Below are 24074 nucleotides of genomic sequence, written 5' to 3' on the forward strand. Positions count from 1 at the left end.
CTGACAATAGCGGAATGCCAATGCTCAGGCCTCGTGTCCTCGCGCTTTTCGCGCTCGTCTGCGTTCTTCCCATACTGCATGCCCTCGAAAAGCAACCGGCGAGCACCTATCATGCGCGACGCGAAGCGTTGGCTGCAAAGCTTCATGGCGGAGTGGCTGTGCTGTTCGCTGCCGATGAGCCGCAGATGGAGTACCAGGATTATCGCCAGGACGAGGACTTCTTCTATTTAACGGGGTGGAACGAGCCCGGCGCGGCGCTGCTGGTGGCGGCGCCGTCTGATCCGCCGTCGGCTATGGCGGGCCCCCTCGATCCGCAGGGGCAGCGCGCGTATACCGAAATCTTGTTTTTGCCCACGCGCAACCTGCGGCTGGAGAAGTACACGGGCGTGAAGCTGGATGCCGCTACGCCCAACGCGGCGCAGACTGCCGGCGTGGATCGCGTGATGCAGATGACGGAACTGCTGAAGGTGCTGAGCGACATGATCGCTGCTGACCGACGCCTGAACTCGCGTGTCTGGGGGCAGGAGGGCAACGGCCAGGCTCAAGCGCTGCTCACGGTTACCGCTGCTACGCTCGGGTCGAGCACCGCGCCGGCGCTGCATGACATCGCCGCGATCACTACGCCGCTGCGCGAAATGAAGGATGCGGGCGAGATCGATCTGCTGCGCAAGGCCAGCGATGCTTCGATTGCTGCGCAGCGGGTGATGATGCGCGCGGTGAAGCCGGGCGTGACGGAGCGCGCCGTGGCGGGGCAGATGGACGCAGCGTGGCTGGAGCACGGCTGCGAGCGGTGGTCGTATCCCCCGATTGTGGGCTCGGGTCCGAACTCCACAACGCTGCACTACGCGGAGAACTCGCGGACGATTCAGGCGGGTGACGTGGTGGTGGTGGATGCGGCGTGCGAGTACTCGATGTATGCGTCGGATATTACGCGGACTGTCCCGGCGAGCGGCCACTTTACCGCGCGGCAGCGCGAGATCTACGACATCGTGCTGGGCGCGCAGAGGTCGGCGGTGGAGGCGTTTCTTGCGGGCAAGTCGAAGATCAATGACCGTGACCGCAGGGATCCTGACTCCCTCGACACGGTGGCGTACAACTACATAAACACGCACGGCAAGAGCCTGGACGGCAAGCCGCTGGGCCTGTATTGGCTGCACGGGCTGGGGCACATGGTGGGCATCGATGTGCACGATCCGGCTGAGTATCCTGCCGTGCTCAAGCCGGGCATGGTGTTCACGATCGAGCCGGGCGTTTACATTCCGGAAGAGAACCTGGGCGTGCGGGTGGAGTGCGTGTTCCTGGTGGGGCAGGACGGAAAGCTGATCGACTTGACCGCGGATTTACCCCACACGGCGGATGAAGTGGAAGCCGCGATGAAAGCGAAGTGAGGCGGTCTGCTGCTGGGATTCGCAGACCGCGCGAGTTATGTCCCGGAAGGCTCCAGGGCCCGCGTGAAGGTGTAGTTACCCGAGGAGTCAGTTAGCTGGAGTTCGGTATCTGACGCCCAGGCGCCGGTAACAGTTCTGGACCAGTCCTGGGTGCCGCCGCTGTGAAGGGGCATGCTCCAACCGAAGGAAAGCGTGACATTGGTCCCGTCGTTCGATCCCTTCGCCCATCCTGTCATCTGGTTGACGGGCGCGTTGTCGAAGGTCATATAGGCCCAGCCGGAGAAGTCGTTGTTTCCGGGTGACTGAGTCACGCTCACGGCGACCGATGTTACCCACTCCTCGGGATTGGAATTGCTCATCCAGTTACCGGAGATATTCAGCATCCTGTCTCCATTTAACTCAAAATGTTATGACTTGATGATGCGCAGGGGTGCGCAGAGGAAACATACCAAGCGTCCGCAGCGCCGTCAATGTCAAACTGGCGGTAGCTGGACCATAAGTACGAGATGAGTGCCTGACTGCGGGTGCGAGCCGAGGCAGGAAAGTGAAACAATGTTTGCGACGGAACAACATGGACTCTGAGCAGATTGAATCTCTAACGACCGCTTTTCGCGACCAGCTTCTGGCGTGCCTAGAAGAATGCGCGCACGGGCGACGCGGTCTCTTTGCCGAATACGAACACCTGGGCGAGGAGCACGCGTGGCCTGAGGCGGGGCGACTGCGGGAACTGGCTGCAGCTCTGCAGTCGATTCTTGCCCAGGACGAGGAGCGGGATGCGCTGATCGATGAGTTTCTCGATCTTTGCACCATGCACGGCGAGTACGATCCGGGCGAGCCACGGCTGGCGCGGGAATTCATGCGGCGTATCGATCGGGGAGAGGTGGGAACGCCTACGCAGAAGGAGCCGCCGTGGAAAGGGACAGGGAGTAGGGAGTAGGGAACAGAAAGGCAGGGGTTAGGTTTTAGGGCTTAGGGCTCGGCTCTACAGGAAGCTCCGCTCCCACCTTTCGCGATGACACTGCGCGAAAGGGTGGGAGCAGGAACACCAGATGCTGCTCTAGAACCGCAGGCCGAAGGAGACGGGCACGAGTTTGGTGCCTTCGCCGATGGTGATGGGGTTCAGTCCGTTTGGGGACTGGTTGAGGATGGCCGGCGAAAGCACATCGAGATAGCGCGCTTCCGCAAAGAGCGCCATCTTGCCGTCGCCATAGGCGCCTGCGAAGCGATGGCTGACGCCGCCTCCTACGCTCCATCCGCCCTGGTTGGACGAGAAGCTGCCCACCGTCTGCGGCACATAGCCGATGCTGCAATAGAAATAAGAACAGAACTGCTCAGGCGAGAGGACCTGGAAGTTTGTGGTCTTGCGATAGAAGCCGCCGCCGCCGGTCACATAGACGCTGGTGTTGTGGTGCGGCATGAGGTTGACAATCGGGTTCAGCGTGAACGACCAGATGTGCACATTGCCGCCGTCAACGCCAGCCTGAGCGGCGATATTACTGGGCATGCCGTCGCCAATGAACTGGTACATGGCCAGGAGGCTCACCATCTTGCTGAGATGGAACCCGCCACCAGCGTTGATCTGGTAGCCGGTGTTGATGTAGGGGCTGGTTTCGCTGGTGGGGATGTTGAATCCGCCTCCGACCTCGAATGCGAGCTTGCCCTTCCATCCGGAGCTGCTGCTGCTGGCCTTGTTGTCGTACTGACCGCCGCCCGCGGCCGGCGCCGGAGACGGGCTCGCGTCAGGATCGCTGGCTGCGTAGTTGAAATCGGTAGAGCTCGACTCGGTTGCCGAGATTGCCGCGTTGTGAGAGGTTTCAGGGAAAGACGAAGATTGAGCACTTACGACGCCAACGGACAACAAAGCTGCTACTCCGGCCAGAACGACTCGGCTTGGCAGAGACAGCCAACCAGCATAGGACATGATCAGGACCTCTGGATGTGAATTAGTGCGCTTGTTTCGGAATGTCACGGTTTCCTCACGGAGCGATCGGACGCAACTCCGCTAAGCGCTTAGACACAGAATTTGGGAATGGGTTGTGCTTGGCGGCCAGAGAGTTGGTACTTAGCGCGGGCTTGAAGAGAGTTTGCAGGGCCAACGATTGGCGAGGCAGCCATCGTCGGGGCCGGATTTCCGCATCACAATACCAAATGGGCAATTTCCTGCCCGGATGGGGGCCTGCTGTGCCGGATCAACCCGAGAGCCTGCGTGTCCTGGTCGTGGATGACGACATTCGAGTAGCCGACAGCATGGCCAAAATTCTCTCGGCCAGCGGACATGAGGCCGTGCCGGCCTACAGCGCGGAAGCCGCGATCAAACTGGCGGCGCGGATTGCGCCGCATGCCGTGATTTCGGACATTGTGATGGGGCCGGTGAGCGGCATCGAGCTGGCCAATCACATGCGCGAGCACTTTCCGGGCTGCAAGGTGCTGCTGATCTCAGGGCACGCTTCGGCTTCGGACTTCGGGCAGAAGCTGCTGCCACGGTCGTCGAGTTTGCAGTTTGCGCCGAAGCCGGTGGCGCCGGACCGGATTCTGGAGTTTGTGGCGTCGTGCCGCGCGCAGGATGCGTCGATGGAGCCGGCGGCGGGGGCGTGAGGCTGGAAGGAAGCGATCGGTCGCATCCTTCCACAATCCTCAATTTGCCTTATCGAGATCTGCGGACAGGTGGATGGTGGGACCACTCACATTCATCTTGCGCGTCCATGACGTGAATCCCCTCTTGAGAACGGTAATCTCGTGTTCACCGATTGCTACGTAGACGGTGGATGGCGTGCTGCCTACGAAGTTGCCGTCGACGTTGATATCCGCTCCGGAAGGTGTCGATTCGATGTAGACGCCAGCTTGACCTGCAGGAGCGGCGGTCGGGGTGGGTGCAGCGGCCACAGCGGGAGCCGCGCCGAATTTCATCATGTCCAGATGCATGTCACCCTGGACGAAGGCGGTGATTTCGGTTCCTTGCGGGATGGTGATGTCTTTGCCATGGATGAAGAGGAACAGAGGCGCGGCGGGAAAGAAGACGATGGATGTGGCGACCATTGCGCCTGTCATGGCCCCAATGTGGCCGCCGCCCTTGTTGTCTTGGACGGCGCGTAGTGCGGCTTTCTCCTGGTCGGCCAGGCGCGCATAGGTGATGCTGATGTTCAGCTTTCCACCGCGGCCCATGCTCTTTTTTGGATTCGCTTCCGTAACCGTGCCGATGGCCGTTGCCCCCTTGGGAAGTACGACGGTGTCGTCAACCTTGAGATCCTCAAGTACCTCAAATGGGATCTCCTGGCCAACTTTCGCATTGGCGGAAGAGATCGTCTGAGTGAGGCGCAGCTTGACGGGAGTTCCGTCGAGCAGCGTGTGGGGAGGGGGCGGCGTGGAGGGCACTGGGGGATTGTTCACTGTTCCCGGCGTAACGGCTGCTTGCTGGGCGAGAACTGAGGCAGAGAGGCTGACAAAGAGGCAAAATCGAACACACGTGCGGATCATTCTGGTCCTTTCCCGAGGGTCTATTGCTTTTTTGGGAGGCGAGGGAATGATCTACCTAGCGTGGCGGTCGATGCAAGTGTCTCTGATACGTCTTCTGTGTGATTTTCACTGACCAACGCAGCACAGCCCGCCGGAGCGATGCGGCGGGCTGTGTGCGAGTGCTTTGATGAAACGGGCTACTGTGCCATGCTGCGGACGCGGTCGCCGGTCTGGAAGCCCGTGCCGCTGACGGGTGAGCAGACGGCCGATGCATCATCGACGTCCGTGGCCCTGATCACGCCGACGGTGGAGGTGAGGCGGCGGATGACAGCGCCGGTCTCGGGGTCCTTGATTTCCTTGGTGACGCGAATGACTTCGAGCTGATCGCCGACGTTGACGCCGCCCTTCTTGCCGACGTTGAGAACGATCTGGCCGCCGTCAACCGCGGCTACGAGGCCGTCCACTGTGACCTTGTGGATAGCGACCTTGGGAGCGTCGGAGACGACCGACGCGGTCAGCGTGTCGACGGCCTGCTTGGTGGCCTCGCCGATGATGGTTTCCTGGAAGTTGGAGGAACCGAAGTCGACGGCGCCGTTGCCCCAACCGCTCCAGTTGCCGCCGCCGCCAAGCAGCGAGGTGGACGAACGTGCGGAAGTGCCCGCACCCTCAGCGATGGCGAGGATTTCGCCGGTTTCAACGTTCACGATACGCGCGGTGAGGCCGACGTTGGCATTGGACTTGGAGTGGCCCACGCCGCCGAGGCCGTAGCCGTGCCAGCCGCCTCCGCCTCCGCCCACGTTGGTCTTTTTGGTCTCGTTGCCGAACTGCGTGACGGAGCCAACGATGATGGCGTCAACGCCCAGCAGTTTGCCGAGTTTAGCGGCGCTGGAGGGATCGGCGCGCTGGGAGTTGTTGAAATTCTGCTCGGCCATGATCTTGTCGAGCGCGGAACGCTCAATGATGGAGTAGGTGCCGTTCTTGACGAGGCCGGCGATCAGGAGATCGGTGACTCCCTTGCCCACGTCGATATTGCTGCCGAACATGGCGGAGGAGTAGCTCTGCACGGTGGCGTAATCGAAGTCCATGACTGCTATGCGCGCCTTGCGCTGAGCCTGAGCGGAAAGGGCCGTGGTCACGGCCAGGAGAAGAGCCAATACGCGGACGGAGAGAAGCGATTTCATCATGAGCCTCGGCTATTTAGAGTTGGAGCCCAATGTCAATAGTGGAATCGAGCATCAGCGTCAATCGGATTGGCGCTGATGTCAAGGAAAAAGAGAGCGAGTCCCAGGGCTGCAGGGCTCAGAAATGCAGACGGAAGGCATTAGCTCGCTTCGATTCCCGTTCCAGTGTGGCGGTGGGGCGCGGATTGTGACGGGGAGGGGCGCTGACGGCGGTTTTCCACGGGCATGCACAGGCTTGAAGTGGTTTGCTCGGTGCGCACCGCTATGCTAACCTTTAGTTCTGTGCCGAAGAACGCGCGGAACGCTGGTGTGTCCGCTAATTTCTGAGGGTTCCGGGCGGTTTTCCGGAGTGGTCAAGAGGGCGATTCTGCTGGAAAAGCAGGGGCGCTCGAAGGGCTGGCGTAGCTCAGCTGGTAGAGCATCTGATTTGTAATCAGAGGGTCGGGGGTTCAAATCCCTTCGCCAGCTCCACTCAAGAGAACGATGGGGCTGAAGGCACTAGAGTTTTCCGATGCTGGAACGGTAAGCATCGGGCCTGTCCCTGCGGTGATCCCACCTCCAGGTGCATGCAGCGCAAAGGCCGGAGAAACGGTCCGGTGGAATGCTGGTGCGCGGAAAGGGTTTCCGAATGGGCGGGACGAGTTGCACAGGTGGCCGAGTGGTTAATGGCAGCAGACTGTAAATCTGCCGCTCCTTGGAGCTACGGAGGTTCGAATCCTCCCCTGTGCACCATGTTTTGGATCGGGGTTGGGCGAGAGGTTGAGCAATGCGCGATGAGCAGCAGGGAACGCGCAACGGTTCGGATCTCGAGCGGCGGTACCCGATAGCGCTGGCGATGTTCGGAGTGCTGGCGGTGCTGGTGTGGTTTACCATCGGTGAGGGCTCGGTTGTGGTGTTGGGCCGGCCAGTGGAAGTGCGATGGGTGGTGGAGTTCATCCTCGCCATGTTTGTCTTCCGCACGGTGATGGCCATGCAGGCCGACCGGATCCGGCGGGGTGGTAAGTAGGTTTAGAAGGGCTGATGTAGCTCAGTTGGTAGAGCACTCCCTTGGTAAGGGAGAGGTCACCGGTTCAATCCCGGTCATCAGCTCCAGAAATGCGAGTGATCAGTGGTCGGTGATCAGTGGTCAGCAAGCCCAGCGGATGTACGGGCCGATTCTGATCACTGAACACTGACCCCTAATCACTGGGTTTTTGCGGGAGTAACTCAGTGGTAGAGTCACAGCCTTCCAAGCTGTTGGTCGCGGGTTCGAGTCCCGTCTCCCGCTCCAAAGTTCAGTAGTTTTCGGCAAGAGCAAGTCCAGGCAGTGCAATTCCAGGCAGATCAGCAGCAGGGGTTGGAAGTGGCAAAGATGTTCGAGCAGGCGACGATCGCCGTCCAGGATCAGAAGGGGTATGCGCAGCTGCACTCGATGCTGGACGCAGCGTTTGCCCAGAGCGATGTGGAAGTGCTTCTGAACCGCGTGGTGAAGGCGAAGCTGCCCATCCGGGATTTCGAGACTGTTATTCAGCGTGGGTATCTAGGCAAGGATGCCCTGGCGGTTTATCAGAGCCTGCCGGTAAGCGACCAGGCACTGACCCGCGAGCGATACCTGAGACTGGTGGAGCAGGTGCCGGATGCGCTGCGGCAGCGGTATTTCAAGGCGTACGCGTACTACTGAGATAAGCAGTGGTCAGGGATCAGTGGTCAGTTGTCAGATTGACGACGAGGCTGGCCGAGTGGGCACTGCAAAGAGTTTGAACTGACGGCTGAGAGCTGAAGGCTGGTTTTGAAGTCCAACGAAAGGGACACGCAATGGCGAAGGAAAAATTTGATCGTTCGAAGCCTCACGTGAACGTGGGCACGATTGGACACATCGATCACGGCAAGACGACGTTGACGGCGGCGATCACGAAGGTATTGTCGAAGCACAACCCGAAGATCGCGTTCCGTTCGTTCGACTCGATCGATAACGCACCGGAAGAGCGGGAGCGCGGTATCACGATTGCGACGGCGCACGTGGAGTACGAGACCAAGAACCGCCACTACGCGCACGTGGACTGCCCCGGCCACGCCGACTACATCAAGAACATGATCACGGGCGCGGCGCAGATGGACGGCGCGATCCTGGTGGTTGCGGCCACTGACGGACCGATGCCGCAGACCAAGGAACACGTGCTTCTTGCCCGCCAGGTGGGCGTGCCGTCGATGGTGGTGTTCCTGAACAAGTGCGACGCGGTGGAAGACACGGAACTGATCGATCTGGTGGAGATGGAAGTTCGTGAGCTTCTGTCGAAGTACCAGTTCCCGGGCGATGATGTTCCGGTGATCCGCGGCTCTGCCCTGGGCGCGCTGAACGGCGAAGCGCAGTGGGAAGCGAAGATTGACGAGCTGATGGAGTCGGTGGACCAGTATGTTCCGCAGCCGAACCGCGCTGTGGATCTGCCGTTCCTAATGCCGATTGAAGACATTTTCTCGATCTCTGGCCGTGGCACCGTGGTGACGGGCCGTATCGAGCGCGGCAAGGTGAAGGTGGGCGAGGAAGTCGAGATCGTTGGCTTCCGCGAGACGCGCAAGACGGTTGTGACGGGCGTGGAAATGTTCAAGAAGCAGCTGGACGAAGGTCTAGCTGGCGACAACGCTGGTCTGTTGCTGCGCGGCATTCCCAAGGAAGACGTGGAGCGCGGCATGGTTCTGGCCAAGACCGGATCGATCACGCCGCACACCAACTTCAAGGGCACGGTGTACGTTCTGTCGAAGGAAGAAGGCGGCCGTCATACTCCGTTCTTCAAGGGCTACCGTCCGCAGTTCTACTTCCGTACGACCGATGTGACGGGAGTTGCGGAGCTGCCGGAAGGCACGGAGATGGTGATGCCGGGCGACAATGTGGAATTGACGATCGAGCTGATTACGCCTGTGGCTCTGGAAAAGGGTCTGCGCTTTGCTATCCGCGAAGGCGGACGCACGGTGGGCGCCGGCACGGTTGCGGAAATCATCAAGTAGGACTGACCGTCCAGGCGACTGCGCCCTCGCGGGCGCGGAAACCTGGGCTGGTCAGGTTAGCTGAATCAAAAGGATTTGCGGCGAACGGGAAGAAAATCGCCGAATCGGTTAGGATTGAGAAATGCGGGAAATTGTGACATTGCAGTGCACTGAGTGCAAGGAGCGGAACTACTCAACGACGAAGAACAAGAAGACGACCACGGGCCGTCTCGAGTTCAAGAAGTTCTGTAACCGCTGCCGCAAGCACCAGGCGCACAAGGAAACGAAGTAAAGCAGGGAACCGGGAGTAGGGAGTAGGGAATAGAAGACACGGCCGGTCTGGCACGATGATACTATTCCCTATTCCCTGATCCCTACTCCCTGCCCTTAGGGGCGTAAGCTCAACGGTTAAACTGTCGGTCTCCAAAACCGAACTTGGGGGTTCGAATCCCTCCGCCCCTGCCAGTTTAGGAATGATCCGGTTCGAAGCCGGACCGAAGGAAACAGCAGTATGTCAACGAAGGCAACAGTCATGAACGATGAACGGCCGCTGAAAAAGCAGGAACCCAACGCGGTCTCGAACTTCACGGGCAACGTGACGGGCACCTGGGGCAAGTTCACCAACTTTCTGAGTGACGTGCGCGCCGAGATGCGCAAAGTGGTGACGCCGAGCCGCAAGGAAGTGGAGTCGACCACGACCGTAGTGATCGTGGCCGTGTTCATCTTCGGATTGTTCTTCTTCGCGGTAGACGCCTTTTTCAGCCGTGTAGTCGAGCAGATTCTGCACAAGCTGGGCGCACAGTAAGGCTCCCCGATGACGCTGGAACAAGAGAGCAAGATGGCAGACGAAGTGGAACAATCCGCCGAGCAACCCACACCGGAGCAGCAGCCGGAAGGCCAGCCTGAAGCCAATCCACGCTTCAAGTGGTATATTCTGCATGCCTATTCAGGATTTGAGCGCAAGGTGCGGGAGTCGATCCAGAGCCGCGTGCAGGCGTTTGGGCTGGGCGACCGTGTCGGCCGCGTGATGATTCCTACCGAACCGGTGACCGAGATTGTCAACGGCAAGAAGCGCACGGTGGAGCGGGTGTTCCTGCCGGGCTACGTGCTGGTTGAGATGGAACTCGACAACAACCTTTGGCATGTTCTCAAAGAGACGCCGAAGGTGACTGGCTTCCTAGGTACGGGTGACAAGCCCGTGGCGTTGAGTGAGGAAGAAGTGAGTTCGATCCTCTTCCGCAGCGAGACCGTCAAAGACAAACCGCGGATGAAGATCAAGTTTGAAAAGAACGAGTCGGTGCGCATCACCGATGGTCCGTTCGCGAACTTCAACGGCGTGGTGGATGAGATCAATGAAGATCGCGAGACGCTGAAGGTCATGGTTACGATCTTCGGCCGCTCGACACCCGTCGAACTGGAGTTCGGCAAGGTCGAAAAGATTGAGTAGTTGCAGCTTCTAGCTATTAGCTTCTAGCTTCTAGCCGGTGCGAGGACCTAGCCGCCTCCGGTTTAGAGCGAACGCTCGAAGGGCAACACCAAAATTTGCAAGGAACAAAGAACAGCTAGAAGCTAGAGGCTAGGAGCTAGTAGCTGGTTCCAAAGGAAGCATCCATGGCACCTCCGAAGAAGGTATCTACTTACGTCAAGCTGCAGATTGAAGCCGGCAAGGCGACCCCGGCGCCGCCGGTCGGTCCCGCGCTCGGTCAGGCGCAGGTCAACATCATGGAGTTCTGCAAGCAGTTCAACGCTCGTACGCAGAACAAGGAGATGGCCGGACTGATCATCCCCGTGGTCATCACGGTGTATGCGGACCGCAGCTTCACCTTTGTGACCAAGACGCCTCCCGCAGCCATCCTGTTGAAGAAGGCGGCCGGCATCACCAAGGGCGCAGGCACCCCCAACAAGGACAAGGTGGGCAAGGTGACTGAGAAGCAGGTGCGCGAGATCGCCACCCAGAAGATGCCCGACCTGAACGCCGCGAGCGTCGAGACGGCCATCAAGAGCATCAAGGGCACTGCCCGCTCGATGGGGATCGAAGTCGTAGCGTAGTTTTTCTACTCCGCCCGCTGCAAGAGAGCACATGGAAAACGGCGCCGAGAGCGGCGGCGGAATGCAGTACAGGCAAGAGACACAGCAATGGCGGCTGCGAGATGCCTTCGCAGCCGCCATTCTGTTTATGGGCTCCGCCGCGTTTGTGGGTTGGCAAAACACGCGCGTCGCGGTGCTGTGGGATCTCGGGTATCTGCTCGATACGAGCTGGCGCATTGCGCTGGGGCAGATGCCGTACCGCGATTTTCCGCTTGTACATGCGCCGGTCACGTTTCTGATCCAGGCGGGGCTGATCAAGTTGTTTGGAAGGCACATGCTTGTGCCAGTGATTTATGCGGCAGTCGCCGGCGGGCTGGGTAGCGTAATCGCATGGCGAATCGTTCTGCAGACTCTGCGGGGCGCATGGTGGATATCGCTGGCGCTCTCCGCGCCACTGATCGTCGTCGGCATCTACGCGATCTATCCGTACCCGATTTATGACTGCGATTGCTCGCTGGCGATTCTCGTCGCGATGTTGCTGCTGATGAGGGTGGACGAGAGCCGTGGATGGGTGACTCCGTTCTGCGTCGGCGCGGCCTGCGTGCTGCCGCTGTTCGTGAAGCAGAACATGGGATTGCCGTTTCTGGCCGCGGTGACAGCCGCCGTGATTGCTCTGCTTGTGACGCACGGTTCGGTGCGCTCCGCAATCCGCTCAAGCTACGCGGTTGTGCTCCTTGGAATCATCGCAGCAATCTTTCTTGCTTTGGGACTTCTCAGCGCTACCGCAGGTCTGCACAACTACATTCATTGGACGGTGGAGTTCGCGGCACAGCGCCGGATGCCGGGGCTCTCTGCAATGCTTTCTGTCTACGAGCAGCCGTCACTTCTGTGGATGGCACCAATGCTTGCGGCGGGACTGGCGCTGTGCTGGTCTCGGTTTGCACATGCGACTTGGGGAAAGATTCTTGCATGTGCGTTGATGGCCGCGCCATTTGTCTACAGCTTGATCTTTCTGCTGATGGAAGATGACGCGGATGAGCGGGCTGATAACCTGCTGGCGCTGTGGCCGGTGTGGATGCTGGCGGCGGGCGCCATCGCGCTCTGGTCTCTGCGCCGCGGCCTGAACGTGCGGGCCGCGATACCGTTCATTGTGCTTGCCGGCATTCACGGAAGCTTCCTTTCTCAGCAGTTGTGGGGATCCACGTACGCGTTGTGGCCATTGCTCATGGTGTTGATCGCAGTCGTGCTGGCCGAGATGCCGCGCGCGGTGCGGCCGGCCGCGATCGGCGTGGCAGTAGTTGCGTGTGTCATCTTCGCTACGTGCGGCGGCTTGTATGCGGCTTCGCTCGAACGGCTGAATTACGTCGACATTCCCGAGGACGCTCCAGTCGAGTTGGCGCAGACTACGGCGTTGCGTGGCGCGGCGGATCGGGGTCCGTACCTCACGAACCTGGATGAATTAATCGCATTCGCTGATCGCGAAATTCCGGCCGGCGATGCTCTTGTGCTTTTGCCCGGTGAAGATCCGTTCTACTTTGCCACGGGCCGCGTGCCGCGGTTTCCGGTCACGCTGTTCGATCCCGCGACCGATCCGTATTCGCCGGCTCAATTGATGGCCGAAGCGCGCAGGCGCGACGTGCGCTGGGTGATCGTGAAGCGTGTGCTGCAGTCGAAGGCGAATGCCATGCCAGGCTTCGATGAGACGCTGCAGTTCGTTCGGCGCGATTTCGCGTTGTTTCAGTCGCTCGCAGGATATGACGTGTACCGGCGCAAGTGATGCCGCTCAAGGCAGCGGCCGCACGTAACGGAAATCCTCGACATCAATGTCCCAGATTCGATCGCTTTTGCAGGCTCCGTCCGGGAGCCAGCCATCGCGGCGATAGAAGCGCTCGCCGCGCACATTCCCTTTGAGCAGCCATAGGACCGCGGAGCCAAATCCCTGTTCGAGCAGATGAGCGCGTGCAGCTTCAATCAGAGCCAACCCAACGCCGCGGCCCCAGAACTCAGGCGCTAGATAGAGCGCACAAAGCTCGCCGCGATCTGGAAGGTCCTGCGACGGCATGGTTGTAGCGAATCCGCAGATTCCCTGTTGGATCTCAGCTACGATTGTGCGAGGTCTCAGAGGGGCAGTGTGGGAGAAGTCGTAGCGTGCGGCGCGGTCTTCGGGCCGCAGGCTGTCAAGGTACTCTGCGGGAAGAAGTCCCCGATAGGCTGCTTGCCAGGAGCGCACGTGAACGCGTGCGACTGCAAGTGCATCTTGAGGGACAGCCGGGCGGATCAGCATTTTGAGATTTTATCGGCCGCTGCCAGACTCACCCATTTGGCAGAAAATTGGAAAGCCCTCCCAGGGCGGGAGGGCTTTGTCATTTGGGCTGTGGCGTGAAAACTTCGCGCCGGCTTGGCTCTGGTTTCGGCTTCGGCTTGGGAGCCTTCTTGGTTTCCTTCTTGCCTTTGTCTTTATTCCCCATGCGTGACAGTTTGACACAAAAGCAGGGAAGAGGGAACAGGCAACAGGGAACAGCAAGCAGAGCGGTGCTGCTCCCTGAGACTGCTATTTCTTCTCCTCCGCTGCGGGTGTCTTCTCCAGATGGTCGTGATTGAGGATGGCATTGAATACCAGGCCGTATGTGCCGATGGTCTCGCCGCGATAGATGGGGTTGTTGGCAAACAGGAGCACGTTTCCCTGGCCCAGATGTGCGTCGACAACGATGGCGCGCTCCGCGATGCTGCCCGATTTGTCGAGAAGACCGGAGAGCAGAAGCGTCTTTGCGTCCGTGAAGCGCAGAATGACATCCGGCCGGTACTGCTCCGGAATCACGCTGGGATTGTTGCGCATCTGATCTTCATTCAGCTTCCGCGCTTCCCACGGCTTCTGTTTCTGGAGTGGCTCGGCTTCAATCGCTTTGCGGGCGATCGGCTCGTCGTTTTCCTCCAGGGTTCCGCGGCCCGTCGGCCGTTCTGAATAGGGATCCATGAGGATGCGTCCGCCCCCACGGCCTACGGTATTGGCGATATTGAAGGCCATCCCGCTCGCACTCATTACTGGAAGATTGGCATCGTAGCCGAAAGCGATCGGGCTTTCCTTGTTGACGAAGGTCGAGTTGAGCACGCTGCCGACCACGCGCGCATCCGCTGTGGACGCGACACTGACGCCGGGAGCGAGGCCGGTGTCGATAGCGAACTGCGCAGTATCTTCACACGTGATTAGCAGTCCGCCGTCCTCGACGAACTTTTTGAGGTGAGCGAGGCCCTCATAGCCGAGTCCCGGACGAACGTCGTCCGTCGAGTCGCCGCCCACTTCAAGATTCGGGGTGAGGTCAGTCTTCTTCCATGGCATGGCGTTGTGCCACATCGGCATGCCGTTGACGATGTCGTTAGCACTGACGCGCGATACCGGAGCGAAGATGATGACGTCGTACTTCGAGCGCAGGTCGTCAGTCTTCGCCGCTGTCTGCGTGCTGATGTAGTCAAAGGGCACGCCGGCTGTGTCGAATGCATAACGCCACCAGCCTTCGGTCTGCGTCGCGAGCCAGGTGTGCATCATGGCAACGCGCGGAGCCTTCACGTCGTGCGTCGTCACTTGCGGAGCCGCGCTCAGCCGCGATCCATCCAGTGCAAGGTCATGCAGAGACTTATTGAGTTGATCGTCCGATGCGCTGGAAACAAGCAGCGAGCCTGCGTTGAAGTGATTGCCGTCGGCATCAAAGGCCTTCTCCGCAACCTTGACGTTCGCATCCTTCAGCTTGAATAGCAGCGAGAGGAGGGTAGTCTGACCGGAGTTGTTGATCGCAAGCACCGAGCCCGAGCCCGTTACTTTGCCGGAGATCGACTCGGGATCGGTGAGCGGCTTCATCTCCGCTTTGAGGATTGCCGGATCGCTGATGCGCGTGACCTTCAGGTTGAACAGCGCGCTGAACGACCATCCAGTGTCGTCGTATGGGTGCTTCTGCGGATCATCAGGCGCCCAGTACTGTTTGTCGAGCAGGGCATCGGCAATGCGGGAGAAAGGCTGATCCATGCGCACAACGATGCTACCGGCCGGGAATGTCTGCGGCTTGGGTTTGTCCTCGCGCTTCTCGCCGGGGACATTGGCGGTTGCAGCGGAGGTGAGCTGCTGCACCTCAACGTGCTGCCGCTGGAGGGCCTTCAATAGTTCGACATCGCGGTTGGTGTGCGCGTCATCATTGGCGATGACGTAGGCAGCGGGGCCTTCGAGCGTGGGCTTCTGAACGGAGCGCTTGCTCTTCTGGTAGTAGTTCTCCAAGAAGTGCCGCGTGTTGTGCGAGAAGTACGAGAGCGTGGTCAGCAGCGCGGTCTGCTCGTAGTTGTTGTTGTCGCGCTGCGACCAGTTCACGATGGGCCACGGCGGATTCTGCCGATACCAGGTGCGCGAGTATTCTTCTGGCGTGAGGATGCGCTTCTCCGTGTCCGCGCCGCCGTTGCCGAAGGTCTCATAAAGCCGCGAGATGCCGTTGTGCATGGCGGCGATGAACATTAGGTAACCCGGGCTCCAGGTGTCGAAGTCACCATGCGTGAACACGCCAGGCATCCCGAACGACTGCATCTGCGCGATGTTGTTCCAGCCGAGTTCGGCCCATTCGTCGGTCAGCGTTGGATCGACCCATGCGTTGTAAGGGCCGTCGCCGACGGTGTTGTCGTAGAGGAACGGCACAGACTCGTGCAGGTCATGCAGGACTTGAGCGTGCCAATCCACAAAGGTGTTGGTGATGTTGCGCGTGAGGTCGAGCGTCATGCCCATGGCATCGCGATTGTTGTCATGCGCGACGTAGTGACCCCAGTAAAGCAGGCGCGGATAGTCCTTGCCCGGATTGGCCTTGTGCCATTTGTAGACGTCGACCATGCGATCGCGTCCGTCCACTTCGACCACCGGGGTGATCAGCACAATCATGTGCGAGCGGATGTACTTGATATAGGGCGAATCATCGACAGCGAGGCGATAGGCCAGTTCCATCAACGCCGTCGGCGCTCCGGTCTCCGGGGAGTGAATGGTGCCGGTGATGTAGTAGACGGGCACCGACTGATCGATGAGCGTGCGTGCCTTTGCATCGTCGAAGTTGATGGTGCGCGGATCGGCAAGCTGCGCGAGACGGGCCTTGTTGGCTTCGGCGTTCTTGAGCACTTCCGCGTCCGCGATCGCAGCGGCGATCTGCTCGCGGCCCTCCTCGGTGTGTCCGATGGCGTAGACCTTCACGCGCGGGCTGGCGGCCTCAAGCATGCGGAAGTATTTGTAGACGTCTTCCGCGTAGGGCAGAAAGTCGGGCGCGCCGGAGACATCGCCGAGCACCTTGGCCGGCGTGGGGACTGTCTTCGAAGCCGGCAAGTAGTCCACCAGAGGCGACACGAACGACGGATCGGTCGTGTACTTCTTGATGTGGTCTGTGTAGGACTGGTCGATGGGCTGTGCGGGATCACGCGCGTAGTTGCTGTCGAGATTGGGAAGCTGGCCCGAAGCCGCAAGTGCTGCGGCGCACAAGAGGGAGGCAGGCAGGAAAACCCGGAAGAGTCTCATAGTCCTCATTCGTCTGGTGTTTGAGCGGACGCGAACAAGCGCCGCAATGCGATGCCTAACAACCTACACGTCGGGGAGGGCGGAATTCAATGAAGACTCGGACGCCTACTCACGAAAGGCCCTGCCTGGCTACGCCGCCCAAGGTGTATAGTGCCGGTATTCACATCTCTTCTGTCAATCAAGGGAAGACGAGGTCGCTTCCTGCCGCTCATGAGAAGGCTGTTTCGGGTCGTCGTTGCTACCGTTCTGTTTTCGCTGGCGCACGTGGCGTGCGCGCAGACGGCGCTATTCGTCGCACCGGAACACTGCGTGTTCCGGGCGGGAGATGACGCCCGCTGGGCTGCGCCTGATCTCGACGAGTCCGGCTGGCGAGCGGCTTCGCAGTGGTCTGAAGACGCGAGTCTGGAATCGCATTTCTGGCTGCGGTGCCAGGTGGATCCCGCGAAGGTAACTCCAGCGGTCAAACCGGTGCTCCAGATCTCCGCCGATGCTTCCTACGAAGTTTTCATCAGCGGACAGCTCGTGGCGAGCTTTGGCAGCGTGAGCACGGGTGCGCACACGGTGGGCGTGGTCAATCAATATCAGTCCTCGGAGATCGCGGGCCCGAAGCCGTTCACGCTGGCCGTGCGGATCACGTACTCGCCCACGCTCTACGGGCAGCAGCCGCTGCCATGGATTCTACTGGGCGACGCGAACCTGCTGCGCGACAAGTATTCTGCGCACGTTCTTGAGGCGGTGCGCTCGCGCTGGATCATATGGCTGTGCAACGGCATCATGGCCGTCGCAGGGCTATTCTTCCTGGTGCTCTATCTCTTCGACCGCAGCCAGCGCGTATTGCTGTGGGCTGCTCTTACATGGCTCCTGCTCGCGCTCATTCGATTCGACGAATTCCTGGTTGCTGCATCGGTACATATCCCTTCGCGTGTGGAGTACCTGCTGTACTCCCTCGGGAATTCCGAGGCGATCTTCTACGTTGCGTTCTTTTTCGCGCTGGCGCGGCGACCCATAAGCAGGTTTTTCAGGGTGTTGATGCTCATCAATGCCGTAGATTGCGCGGCTATCATCGTTAGCGCAATGCTGCCGCTGCGCCTCAGCATTGCCTGGCGCTATTGGCTGGACGCATCGCCGGCGGTCAACTCTTTTCTAATGCCGGTGGACACACTGCTGTCTTTTGCGCCGCTGGCCGCATTCTGGCCCATCAACAAGTTGCCCCGCTCCCAGCTTGCGCTTTATTGCGTCTGCTCCTTCTGGATGGGCACGGATGTGCTCTACCTGGGCGCGCAGATTCCTTGGTTGAACTTGCCGAGCTATTTCTTCTTGTCGTTCCAGACGGTGCGGTCTGTTTCGATTGCGGCCGTTGTAATCGCATTGACGCTGATTCTCATTCAGCGCATTCGTCAGAACAACCGGGAGCGTGCGGCCCTGGCAACGGAGATGCGCGCGGCACAGGAGATTCAGAGGATCCTTGTACCGCGGGAGATGGATACGGCTCCGCAGATCCGCGCCGAGGCGGTCTTTCTGCCGGCGCAGCAGGTGGGCGGGGATTTCTATCGCTGTCGCGTGCTTGCGGACGGATCGCAGTGGCTGCTGCTGGGAGACGTGAGTGGCAAGGGCACGGCAGCCGGCATGACAGGGGCCATGCTGCTGGGCGCGAGCGAGCGCCATGAACATGAAGCTCCGGCGGAGATGCTCAGCCATTTGAATCAGGTGTTGTGTGCCAGCGGCGTAGGCGGCCTGGCCACCTGCCTGTGTGTTCGGATTGCGACCGATGGCACCTTCACGATCGCCAATGCGGGACACCTGCCGCCCTACAGAAATGGCCAGGACATGGAAGTAGAAAGCGGCCTGCCTCTTGGCGTCGCTCCCTCGGCGCAGTACGACGAAACGGAGATTCGGCTCGAGCCCTCAGACGTCCTCATGTTTATGTCCGACGGAGTGGTGGAATCGCAGAACGCAACCGGCGAACTCTTCGGGTTTGAACGCGCGCGTGCCATGGCGACACAGAGCGTGCAACAAATGGCAGAGGCCGCAAAGAGCTTCGGTCAGCAGGATGACATTACGGTGCTCAGCATTGCGTTCGAGCCGGCCGAGGCACTCACCCCGCGCACCTGAAAACGCATCGCCCGGATTGGGGACGGCGGGCGTGTGTTTCGTGCCGTCGAAGCGTTTACATACCGCCCTCGTCGAGGGTTGAGAGTTCAAAGGTGTCGAGGACGGTGCGATTGCCGACGACCTGCACCTCCGAGATCCGTTCGTCGCGAAACGCGAAACGCAGCAGGCGGAAAAGCCGGCCGCGCGGTGCGATGACGAGGCCGACGTCTCCGTTGATGAGGGCGGGGTGGGCATAGCGAGCGCCCTTGGCCTGCTTGACGGCCTCGCCGGCCCAAGTGGATGCGCCGTGCACTTCCACGTACTGGCCGGTGAACGCGGAGGCAGCATCGATGCGTACGACCACGTCCGGATCGAGCACGTCGAGCAATCCCTCGACGTTGCCGGCGCGCAGGGCGGTGAGGAATTTGCCGACGAGTTCGCGCTGCTGGGCGAGTTGAGTGGTGGGTTCGGCAGCACCGCGTACGCGCCGGCGGGCGCGGCTGGCAAGCTGGCGGGCGGCTTCAGGGGTGCGACTGACAATCCGGGCGATTTCCTCGAAGCTAAAATCGAACAGGTCGTGCAGCACAAAGGCGAGGCGTTCAGCGGGATTGAGGCGGTCGAGGACTACCAGCAGAGCGATACCGACAGAGTCGGCGAGCAACGCCTCCTGTTCGGGATTCGGATGGGTCGATGCGTGAGTCGCGGGTCCGGTAGGGGCGTTGGGCTCCAGCGGTTCTTCGCGGTGGGCGGTGCGGGAGCGGAGCATATCAAGGCAGACGCGGGAGACCACGGTGGTGAGCCAAGCGCGCAGGTTGTCAATTCCTTCGGCCCCGGAGCGGCTCAGGCGAAGCCAGGTTTCCTGCACCGCGTCCTCAGCTTCGGCGAGCGATCCGAGCATCCGGTAGGCGACGCCGCGAAGGTGTCCGCGGCTCGCTTCGAACTCGTCCGCCAGCCAAAGATTTTGATCCATCCGTCACATTCTCCCGTTGTGGTTCGTCATGGTGATGACGTACAAAACCAAGTCTATGTGACAAGGAGATCCCCGAATATGCAGGCACGTATGAAAAATCCCGTCATGGTCCTTCCTGAAGCTATGCCCCACCTTCTTGCTTTCAACAACGTGATCGAGAAGAGCGGGCTTTCCAAGAAGACTCGTGAGCTTGTTCATCTGCGTGTGAGCCAGATCAACGGCTGCGCAGTCTGCCTGGACATGCATGCACGCGAACTGGAGCGTGCAGGCGAGACGAATGAACGCCTGTTCGCGGTGTCGGCATGGCGTGAGGCGCCTTACTTCACCGATGCGGAGCGCGCCGCGCTGGCGGTGGCCGAAGCGGCGACGCGGCTGGCGGATCGGCCCGAGTCAGTTTCAGACGAGATCTGGAACGAAGCGGCGCGGCACTACAACGAGCGCGAACTGGCGGCGCTGGTGCTCTCGATCGCCGTGATCAATTTCTGGAACCGGGTGAATGCGACCACCCGGCAGATCGCGGGCGAGTGGGCCAAGTCCGACGAGGCGCGTAAGTGGGTGGAGGAGCGGCAGCACGCGCATGCGGGCTGAGGAAATCAGGAGCAACAAAAAAGCGCCGCTCAGTCAATATGAGCGGCGCTTCTATCTACAGATTAGGCGAGGTGATTACATCGCGCCGCCGGCGGTCATTCCGCGGCCCACGTAGACCTGCTGCGGAGCTGCGACCTTGGCGCCGTTGACCTTCACCTTCATGCTTCCCACTCCAGGCTTCGCGACCGGAGCAGTGAAGGCAACTTCGTACTGGTTATTGAGCCGGTGCTCGATGTCCTTGAAGTAGGGCTGGAACGAAACCGGATTGCCTAAGCCCTGCCAGTAGCTCTCGCCACCTGTGGCCTTGGTAACCTGCAGCAGCAGGTTCTGCCCGATGCTGTTCGCCATCCGGGTACGGTCGTAGCGGCCCTGGTTCTGCCAGTAGATGGAGTAGACAACCAGGCCGGAGCGAACCGAGTCCTTGATGGCAGCCTCCATGTACGGGTCCTGCAGATCGAATCCAGGGTTGTAGTAGTCCACGCCGTCCGTGATCATGACCACGATGCGGCGGGCGCTGCGATCCTGCGAGGGCCAATGCTTCGCCAGGTCAGACAGGCAGATGTACGCGCTGGCGTTCTGCCCGGGGAATCCCGACGGGATGCGCAGGCCCTTCAGCACCGCGTTACGGTCGGTGGTCAAAGGCGAAGCCAGCTTCACCGTTCCGTACTGCATGACGCCGAGCGTGGCCTTAGCATCGGGCGGCAGACTATTGATGAAGTTCTTGACGTCGCCGTATTGGGTTGCGAGGCTGGTGCGCGCGCCGCCGTCAAGCATCAACACGACCTCGAGGCGATCGCTCTCACCGCGCAACGGCTGCCAGTTCGTGATGGTGGCATCCTTGCCGTTCACCTTTACCTGGAGGTTCTGCTGCGAAACATTGGCTGCCGGGGCGTCCTTATCCTGCAGCACGGTAATCACGGCCTGCCCCTTGGTCTGGTTGTCGCCCTGGGCGAAAACCGGCACCGCGAGCAGTGCTGCTGCGGCGACCCCCGCCACCGCTGCTGTTCTGGTTCTAAGTCTAAGTAGATTCATCTCTACGGGTCTCCTTCTCGACCTTGTCGCACTTCTATAGATGAAATTCGGAGAAATATGTTGCGGCGCCAATTGGTTGCCTTGGGGTATGAAACGGGGTAGCTGGAAGTAGTTGTGAGCAAGGATCTTGCATTAGAGTCGACTTGAATTTCGCGGAATTATGAAGTGTTAAGAATTCTTGCGCAACCGCGCCGCTGTCCCCGTCGAAGCCGGGCCTGTTTGCAATCCAGGTTCCAATCCGATATGATCCGTAAATGTGTCCGGTGACGTTTGCCGGACCGTCAACTGCACCACGGCTTTTGGACTTCCGATCGTTTCAGATGAGGCGGGAAGTGGCCCCTGGATCGGGAGTTTCCTGAGTTTCAGGACTGGCAAATGCGGTGGGAGACGAGGGAACATGGCAAAGAAAGCCAGCAAGAATATTGCTAAGGCGCGCGCTGCTGTCACGCAGCCGGCCTATCATCTGCAGGACGCGGTCAGCCTTCTGCAGAAAGTCAAGTACGCCAAATTTGATGAGACCGTCGACCTGACCCTGCGTCTGGGCGTCGATACGCGTCACGCCGACCAGATGGTGCGTGGAACCGTGGTTCTGCCGCACGGACTGGGCAAGACCAAGACCGTGGCCGTGATCGCCACCGGCGATCGCCAGAAGGACGCGCAGGAAGCCGGCGCCGATTTCGTGGGCGGCGAAGAGATGGTCGACAAGATCCAGAAGGAAAACTGGACCGACTTCGATGCCCTGATCGCCACCCCCGACATGATGCGCGTGGTGGGCCGTCTGGGTAAGGTTCTCGGCCCCAAGGGCCTGATGCCGAACCCGAAGACCGGCACCGTGACCATGGATGTGGCCGCGGCCGTCAAGGAGATCAAGGCCGGTAAGGTGGAGTTCCGCGCCGACAAGACCAGCCTGGTGCACGTCCCCGTGGGCAAGCTGAGCTTTGACTCTCAGAAGCTGGTGGACAACGCGACCACGGTGGTGACGGCGATCGTTCGTGCCAAGCCTTCGGCGGCCAAGGGCAAGTACATCAAGAGCATGACGTTGAGCTCGACGATGGGCCCGGGAGTTCCGCTGGATCAGGCTGTAGCCGACGCGGCGGGCAAGCACTAAAAGGCAGGGAACAGGGAACAGGGAATAGGGGAACAGTTGGTTTGGCAGTTCCGTTTACCTTGTGCTCCGGTTCGTGAGTTTGAAGATTTGAATTTGTAGCAAGCGCCTGAGGGCGCTGGAGGGAGTCGGGAAAGAGGAAAGAGCGGATCGGTTTTTACTGTTCCCTGTTCCCTGTCCCCTATTCCCTGTCTGAGCGGAGCGAAGACATGGCGATTTCGAAAGCAAAGAAGCAGGAGAAGGTCCAGCTGCTAGCCAAGGAGCTGGAGACCTCGACGACCGCAATCATCGGCACCTTCAAGGCGCTGACCGTAGCCAAGGATTTCGAGCTGCGCAAGGTGATTCGCGAGGCGGGCGGCAAGTATCGCGTGGTGAAGAACAAGCTGGCCGCGGTTTCCAGCAAGGGCACCAAGGTTGAGGATGCTCTGAAGGGCCTGAAGGGCGTGAACTCGGTTGCGTTCACCTCTGGCGACCCTGTGGCTCTGGCCAAGGTGTTCGCGAAGTGGGCGGGCGAGAACGCGGAGTTTCAGTTCAAGCTGGGCATCGTGGACGGCAAGCTGCTGAACGTGGAAGATGTCAAGGCTCTGGCGACCATGCCGGGCAAGGAAGAGATCTTCTCGAAGCTGCTGTTCCTCATCAATGCTCCGGCGCAGCGGCTGGCCACGGTTCTCAACGCCACCGGCCGCGATCTGGCGGTGGTTCTCGGCCAGGGTGTCGAGAAGGAAAAGTTCACGGCAGCGTAGCTGCCGCAGTTCGTAGTTCATAGTTCGTAGTTCACAGTGGGCGATCGGAGCCGAAAACTGTGAAGTAAGAACTGAGGACTATGAACTCACAAGGTTTGGGCAGTAGAAGCGGGACGAGAGGGCGCAGGTCTGGCGCATCGGAAACTTTCGACCTCGGTTTTCTTCGGCCAGGGCAACACAAATTCTGATTTTGGAGAAGAAAAATGGCGGATCTCGCGCAGTTGGAAGAGCAGATTGTATCTCTGAGCCTGTTGGAAGCGGCGGCTCTGGTGAAGAAGCTGGAAGAGCGTCTTGGCGTTTCGGCGGCAGCGGCAGCCCCTGTGGTTGTGGCTGGCGGCGGCGGCGCGGCGGCGGCTCCGGCGGCTGAAGAAAAGACCGAGTTCCAGGTCATCCTCAAGGATGCCGGTGCGAACAAGATCAACACCATCAAGGCTGTACGCGAAGTCACTTCGCTCGGCCTGAAGGAAGCCAAGGACCTGGTGGACGGCGCCCCCAAGGCGCTCAAGGAGAATGCCACCAAGGATGAGGCTGAGGCGATCAAGAAGAAGTTCGAAGGCGTGGCGACGATCGAAGTCAAGTAGTTACGTCACCCGTCTGGCAACAGACTTGCAGGCCCGGACTGAACGCGCTACCATAATGGTTGCGCGTCTTTCCGTCTCATTCCGTACGTCACATGTGAATGGGGTGGAATCCGGGCTGCGCTTTTTGACATCAAACAGGCAACATTAAACCCGGCTGTCTGGAGCAGGGCCAAGCACTCGAGCGGCGGGTTTTGCGCGGATTTAACTGAAGTACCTCGGCGTCAACAGGTTAGGCGGAATCCTGGTGACGAAATGGCGTTGGGCGGCGGCGAGCGACAGAAGCGAGATTTGGGATCGGCGAGAGAGCAAGGATTGAGAATTCGGATGGGAGCATAGGCATCGAGCTACGCTCGTGAGGCATCGTGTCCTCGCGAGCTTTTCGTGTCTTCCCATCAGGTGGATCAGCGGCCTTCGGCTCTGAGA

Annotated in this window: 24 protein-coding genes and 5 tRNA genes; 21 read left to right on the forward strand and 8 right to left on the reverse strand. The window is 60.1% G+C overall.

Going from position 1 to position 24074, the window contains the following annotated elements; genetic code table 11:
- Positions 1-14 precede the first annotated feature (14 nt).
- Entirely contained in the window at positions 15-1388 is a 1374-nt protein-coding gene (locus tag MOP44_RS10430) for a M24 family metallopeptidase (RefSeq protein ID WP_260795975.1), read from the forward strand.
- 35 nt (positions 1389-1423) lie between these two features.
- Here the strand turns inward: MOP44_RS10430 and MOP44_RS10435 are convergent, their stop codons facing one another.
- Entirely contained in the window at positions 1424-1771 is a 348-nt protein-coding gene (locus MOP44_RS10435) for a hypothetical protein (protein WP_260795976.1), read from the reverse strand.
- 188 nt (positions 1772-1959) lie between these two features.
- Between MOP44_RS10435 and MOP44_RS10440 the strand changes: the two genes are divergently transcribed.
- Positions 1960-2325: a hypothetical protein gene (locus MOP44_RS10440; RefSeq protein ID WP_260795977.1), complete on the forward strand. Its 366-nt coding sequence runs from the start codon at positions 1960-1962 to the stop codon at positions 2323-2325.
- Positions 2326-2445: 120 nt separating this feature from the next.
- Here MOP44_RS10440 and MOP44_RS10445 read toward each other — a convergent pair whose 3' ends face one another.
- Positions 2446-3309, reverse strand: coding sequence for an outer membrane beta-barrel protein (locus tag MOP44_RS10445; RefSeq protein ID WP_260795978.1), 864 nt, complete (start codon positions 3307-3309; stop codon positions 2446-2448).
- A gap of 227 nt (positions 3310-3536) precedes the next feature.
- Here MOP44_RS10445 and MOP44_RS10450 point away from each other — a divergent pair, with 227 nt between their 5' ends.
- Positions 3537-3983, forward strand: coding sequence for a response regulator (locus MOP44_RS10450; RefSeq protein ID WP_260795979.1), 447 nt, complete (start codon positions 3537-3539; stop codon positions 3981-3983).
- A gap of 39 nt (positions 3984-4022) precedes the next feature.
- Here MOP44_RS10450 and MOP44_RS10455 read toward each other — a convergent pair whose 3' ends face one another.
- Together MOP44_RS10455 and MOP44_RS10460 are read right to left on the reverse strand one after the other, a co-directional pair.
- Positions 4023-4862: a PEGA domain-containing protein gene (locus MOP44_RS10455; RefSeq protein WP_260795980.1), complete on the reverse strand. Its 840-nt coding sequence runs from the start codon at positions 4860-4862 to the stop codon at positions 4023-4025.
- Between the two features lie 176 nt (positions 4863-5038).
- Complete coding sequence (locus tag MOP44_RS10460) at positions 5039-6025, reverse strand: CsgG/HfaB family protein (protein ID WP_260795981.1); 987 nt, start codon at positions 6023-6025, stop codon at positions 5039-5041.
- Positions 6026-6417: 392 nt separating this feature from the next.
- On the opposite strand from MOP44_RS10460, the gene MOP44_RS10465 reads away from it, so the two are divergent.
- From MOP44_RS10465 to MOP44_RS10525, 13 genes are all read left to right on the forward strand, one after another.
- A tRNA-Thr gene (locus MOP44_RS10465) sits at positions 6418-6493 on the forward strand.
- A gap of 173 nt (positions 6494-6666) precedes the next feature.
- Positions 6667-6754 (forward strand) — tRNA-Tyr (locus MOP44_RS10470).
- A 34-nt stretch (positions 6755-6788) separates the two neighbouring features.
- Positions 6789-7028 (forward strand): hypothetical protein, encoded by a 240-nt coding sequence (locus tag MOP44_RS10475; protein ID WP_260795982.1) that lies wholly within the window; start codon positions 6789-6791, stop codon positions 7026-7028.
- A gap of 10 nt (positions 7029-7038) precedes the next feature.
- Positions 7039-7114 (forward strand) — tRNA-Thr (locus MOP44_RS10480).
- Positions 7115-7217: 103 nt separating this feature from the next.
- Positions 7218-7292: transfer RNA gene (locus MOP44_RS10485), tRNA-Gly, on the forward strand.
- A gap of 36 nt (positions 7293-7328) precedes the next feature.
- Positions 7329-7682: a hypothetical protein gene (locus tag MOP44_RS10490; protein ID WP_260795983.1), complete on the forward strand. Its 354-nt coding sequence runs from the start codon at positions 7329-7331 to the stop codon at positions 7680-7682.
- A 134-nt stretch (positions 7683-7816) separates the two neighbouring features.
- A complete protein-coding gene (gene tuf / locus MOP44_RS10495) occupies positions 7817-9004 on the forward strand; it encodes an elongation factor Tu (RefSeq protein WP_260795984.1) in 1188 nt (395 codons plus the stop codon).
- 121 nt (positions 9005-9125) lie between these two features.
- Positions 9126-9275, forward strand: a complete 150-nt coding sequence (rpmG, locus tag MOP44_RS10500) for a 50S ribosomal protein L33 (protein ID WP_260795985.1) — start codon at positions 9126-9128, stop codon at positions 9273-9275.
- A gap of 97 nt (positions 9276-9372) precedes the next feature.
- Positions 9373-9448, forward strand: a tRNA-Trp gene (locus tag MOP44_RS10505).
- 46 nt (positions 9449-9494) lie between these two features.
- The gene (secE, locus tag MOP44_RS10510) at positions 9495-9788 is read left to right on the forward strand and encodes a preprotein translocase subunit SecE (protein ID WP_260795986.1); all 294 of its coding nucleotides are present in this window, start codon (positions 9495-9497) and stop codon (positions 9786-9788) included.
- Between the two features lie 33 nt (positions 9789-9821).
- Positions 9822-10430: a transcription termination/antitermination protein NusG gene (gene nusG, locus MOP44_RS10515; RefSeq protein WP_260795987.1), complete on the forward strand. Its 609-nt coding sequence runs from the start codon at positions 9822-9824 to the stop codon at positions 10428-10430.
- Between the two features lie 164 nt (positions 10431-10594).
- Positions 10595-11032, forward strand: coding sequence for a 50S ribosomal protein L11 (gene rplK / locus MOP44_RS10520; protein WP_260795988.1), 438 nt, complete (start codon positions 10595-10597; stop codon positions 11030-11032).
- A 31-nt stretch (positions 11033-11063) separates the two neighbouring features.
- Entirely contained in the window at positions 11064-12788 is a 1725-nt protein-coding gene (locus tag MOP44_RS10525; RefSeq protein ID WP_260795989.1) for a glycosyltransferase family protein, read from the forward strand.
- A gap of 6 nt (positions 12789-12794) precedes the next feature.
- On the opposite strand, the gene MOP44_RS10530 is transcribed toward MOP44_RS10525, so the two are convergent.
- Both MOP44_RS10530 and MOP44_RS10535 read right to left on the reverse strand, forming a co-directional pair.
- Positions 12795-13295 carry a GNAT family N-acetyltransferase gene (locus tag MOP44_RS10530; protein ID WP_260795990.1) on the reverse strand — a complete coding sequence of 167 codons (501 nt, stop codon included), beginning with the start codon at positions 13293-13295 and terminating at the stop codon, positions 12795-12797.
- Positions 13296-13562: 267 nt separating this feature from the next.
- Positions 13563-16541, reverse strand: a complete 2979-nt coding sequence (locus tag MOP44_RS10535) for a M14 family zinc carboxypeptidase (RefSeq protein WP_260795991.1) — start codon at positions 16539-16541, stop codon at positions 13563-13565.
- Positions 16542-16751: 210 nt separating this feature from the next.
- Here MOP44_RS10535 and MOP44_RS10540 point away from each other — a divergent pair, with 210 nt between their 5' ends.
- A complete protein-coding gene (locus MOP44_RS10540) occupies positions 16752-18653 on the forward strand; it encodes a PP2C family protein-serine/threonine phosphatase (protein ID WP_260795992.1) in 1902 nt (633 codons plus the stop codon).
- 55 nt (positions 18654-18708) lie between these two features.
- Here MOP44_RS10540 and MOP44_RS10545 read toward each other — a convergent pair whose 3' ends face one another.
- Entirely contained in the window at positions 18709-19602 is an 894-nt protein-coding gene (locus MOP44_RS10545; RefSeq protein ID WP_260795993.1) for a sigma-70 family RNA polymerase sigma factor, read from the reverse strand.
- Between the two features lie 90 nt (positions 19603-19692).
- Here MOP44_RS10545 and MOP44_RS10550 point away from each other — a divergent pair, with 90 nt between their 5' ends.
- Positions 19693-20190 (forward strand): carboxymuconolactone decarboxylase family protein, encoded by a 498-nt coding sequence (locus tag MOP44_RS10550; RefSeq protein ID WP_260795994.1) that lies wholly within the window; start codon positions 19693-19695, stop codon positions 20188-20190.
- Positions 20191-20265: 75 nt separating this feature from the next.
- Here MOP44_RS10550 and MOP44_RS10555 read toward each other — a convergent pair whose 3' ends face one another.
- Positions 20266-21222, reverse strand: a complete 957-nt coding sequence (locus tag MOP44_RS10555) for a VWA domain-containing protein (protein ID WP_260795995.1) — start codon at positions 21220-21222, stop codon at positions 20266-20268.
- A gap of 397 nt (positions 21223-21619) precedes the next feature.
- On the opposite strand from MOP44_RS10555, the gene rplA reads away from it, so the two are divergent.
- From rplA to rplL, 3 genes are all read left to right on the forward strand, one after another.
- Entirely contained in the window at positions 21620-22330 is a 711-nt protein-coding gene (gene rplA / locus MOP44_RS10560) for a 50S ribosomal protein L1 (protein WP_260795996.1), read from the forward strand.
- Between the two features lie 206 nt (positions 22331-22536).
- On the forward strand, positions 22537-23070 hold the full coding sequence (rplJ, locus tag MOP44_RS10565) for a 50S ribosomal protein L10 (RefSeq protein ID WP_260795997.1): 534 nt from the start codon (positions 22537-22539) through the stop codon (positions 23068-23070).
- A gap of 203 nt (positions 23071-23273) precedes the next feature.
- The gene (rplL, locus tag MOP44_RS10570; protein ID WP_260795998.1) at positions 23274-23651 is read left to right on the forward strand and encodes a 50S ribosomal protein L7/L12; all 378 of its coding nucleotides are present in this window, start codon (positions 23274-23276) and stop codon (positions 23649-23651) included.
- Positions 23652-24074: the final 423 nt, after the last annotated feature.

It is taken from the genome of Occallatibacter riparius (assembly GCF_025264625.1).
Classification (GTDB): Bacteria; Acidobacteriota; Terriglobia; order Terriglobales; family Acidobacteriaceae; genus Telmatobacter; species Telmatobacter riparius.

Excerpts from the sequence above, each read along its gene's own strand:
- MOP44_RS10530 (WP_260795990.1), bottom strand. The coding sequence starts at position 13,295 with ATGCTGATCCGCCCGGCTGTCCCTCAAGATGCACTTGCAGTCGCACGC.
- MOP44_RS10535 (WP_260795991.1), bottom strand. The coding sequence starts at position 16,541 with ATGAGACTCTTCCGGGTTTTCCTGCCTGCCTCCCTCTTGTGCGCCGCA.
- rplL (WP_260795998.1), top strand. The coding sequence starts at position 23,274 with ATGGCGGATCTCGCGCAGTTGGAAGAGCAGATTGTATCTCTGAGCCTG.
- MOP44_RS10455 (WP_260795980.1), bottom strand. The coding sequence starts at position 4,862 with ATGATCCGCACGTGTGTTCGATTTTGCCTCTTTGTCAGCCTCTCTGCC.
- nusG (WP_260795987.1), top strand. The coding sequence starts at position 9,822 with ATGGCAGACGAAGTGGAACAATCCGCCGAGCAACCCACACCGGAGCAG.
- MOP44_RS10460 (WP_260795981.1), bottom strand. The coding sequence starts at position 6,025 with ATGATGAAATCGCTTCTCTCCGTCCGCGTATTGGCTCTTCTCCTGGCC.
- MOP44_RS10435 (WP_260795976.1), bottom strand. The coding sequence starts at position 1,771 with ATGCTGAATATCTCCGGTAACTGGATGAGCAATTCCAATCCCGAGGAG.
- rplA (WP_260795996.1), top strand. The coding sequence starts at position 21,620 with ATGGCAAAGAAAGCCAGCAAGAATATTGCTAAGGCGCGCGCTGCTGTC.
- MOP44_RS10445 (WP_260795978.1), bottom strand. The coding sequence starts at position 3,309 with ATGTCCTATGCTGGTTGGCTGTCTCTGCCAAGCCGAGTCGTTCTGGCC.
- rplK (WP_260795988.1), top strand. The coding sequence starts at position 10,595 with ATGGCACCTCCGAAGAAGGTATCTACTTACGTCAAGCTGCAGATTGAA.
- MOP44_RS10545 (WP_260795993.1), bottom strand. The coding sequence starts at position 19,602 with ATGGATCAAAATCTTTGGCTGGCGGACGAGTTCGAAGCGAGCCGCGGA.
- secE (WP_260795986.1), top strand. The coding sequence starts at position 9,495 with ATGTCAACGAAGGCAACAGTCATGAACGATGAACGGCCGCTGAAAAAG.
- MOP44_RS10550 (WP_260795994.1), top strand. The coding sequence starts at position 19,693 with ATGAAAAATCCCGTCATGGTCCTTCCTGAAGCTATGCCCCACCTTCTT.
- MOP44_RS10540 (WP_260795992.1), top strand. The coding sequence starts at position 16,752 with ATGAGAAGGCTGTTTCGGGTCGTCGTTGCTACCGTTCTGTTTTCGCTG.
- MOP44_RS10525 (WP_260795989.1), top strand. The coding sequence starts at position 11,064 with ATGGAAAACGGCGCCGAGAGCGGCGGCGGAATGCAGTACAGGCAAGAG.
- rpmG (WP_260795985.1), top strand. The coding sequence starts at position 9,126 with ATGCGGGAAATTGTGACATTGCAGTGCACTGAGTGCAAGGAGCGGAAC.
- MOP44_RS10450 (WP_260795979.1), top strand. The coding sequence starts at position 3,537 with ATGGGCAATTTCCTGCCCGGATGGGGGCCTGCTGTGCCGGATCAACCC.
- MOP44_RS10555 (WP_260795995.1), bottom strand. The coding sequence starts at position 21,222 with ATGAATCTACTTAGACTTAGAACCAGAACAGCAGCGGTGGCGGGGGTC.
- MOP44_RS10440 (WP_260795977.1), top strand. The coding sequence starts at position 1,960 with ATGGACTCTGAGCAGATTGAATCTCTAACGACCGCTTTTCGCGACCAG.
- MOP44_RS10475 (WP_260795982.1), top strand. The coding sequence starts at position 6,789 with ATGCGCGATGAGCAGCAGGGAACGCGCAACGGTTCGGATCTCGAGCGG.
- rplJ (WP_260795997.1), top strand. The coding sequence starts at position 22,537 with ATGGCGATTTCGAAAGCAAAGAAGCAGGAGAAGGTCCAGCTGCTAGCC.
- tuf (WP_260795984.1), top strand. The coding sequence starts at position 7,817 with ATGGCGAAGGAAAAATTTGATCGTTCGAAGCCTCACGTGAACGTGGGC.
- MOP44_RS10430 (WP_260795975.1), top strand. The coding sequence starts at position 15 with ATGCCAATGCTCAGGCCTCGTGTCCTCGCGCTTTTCGCGCTCGTCTGC.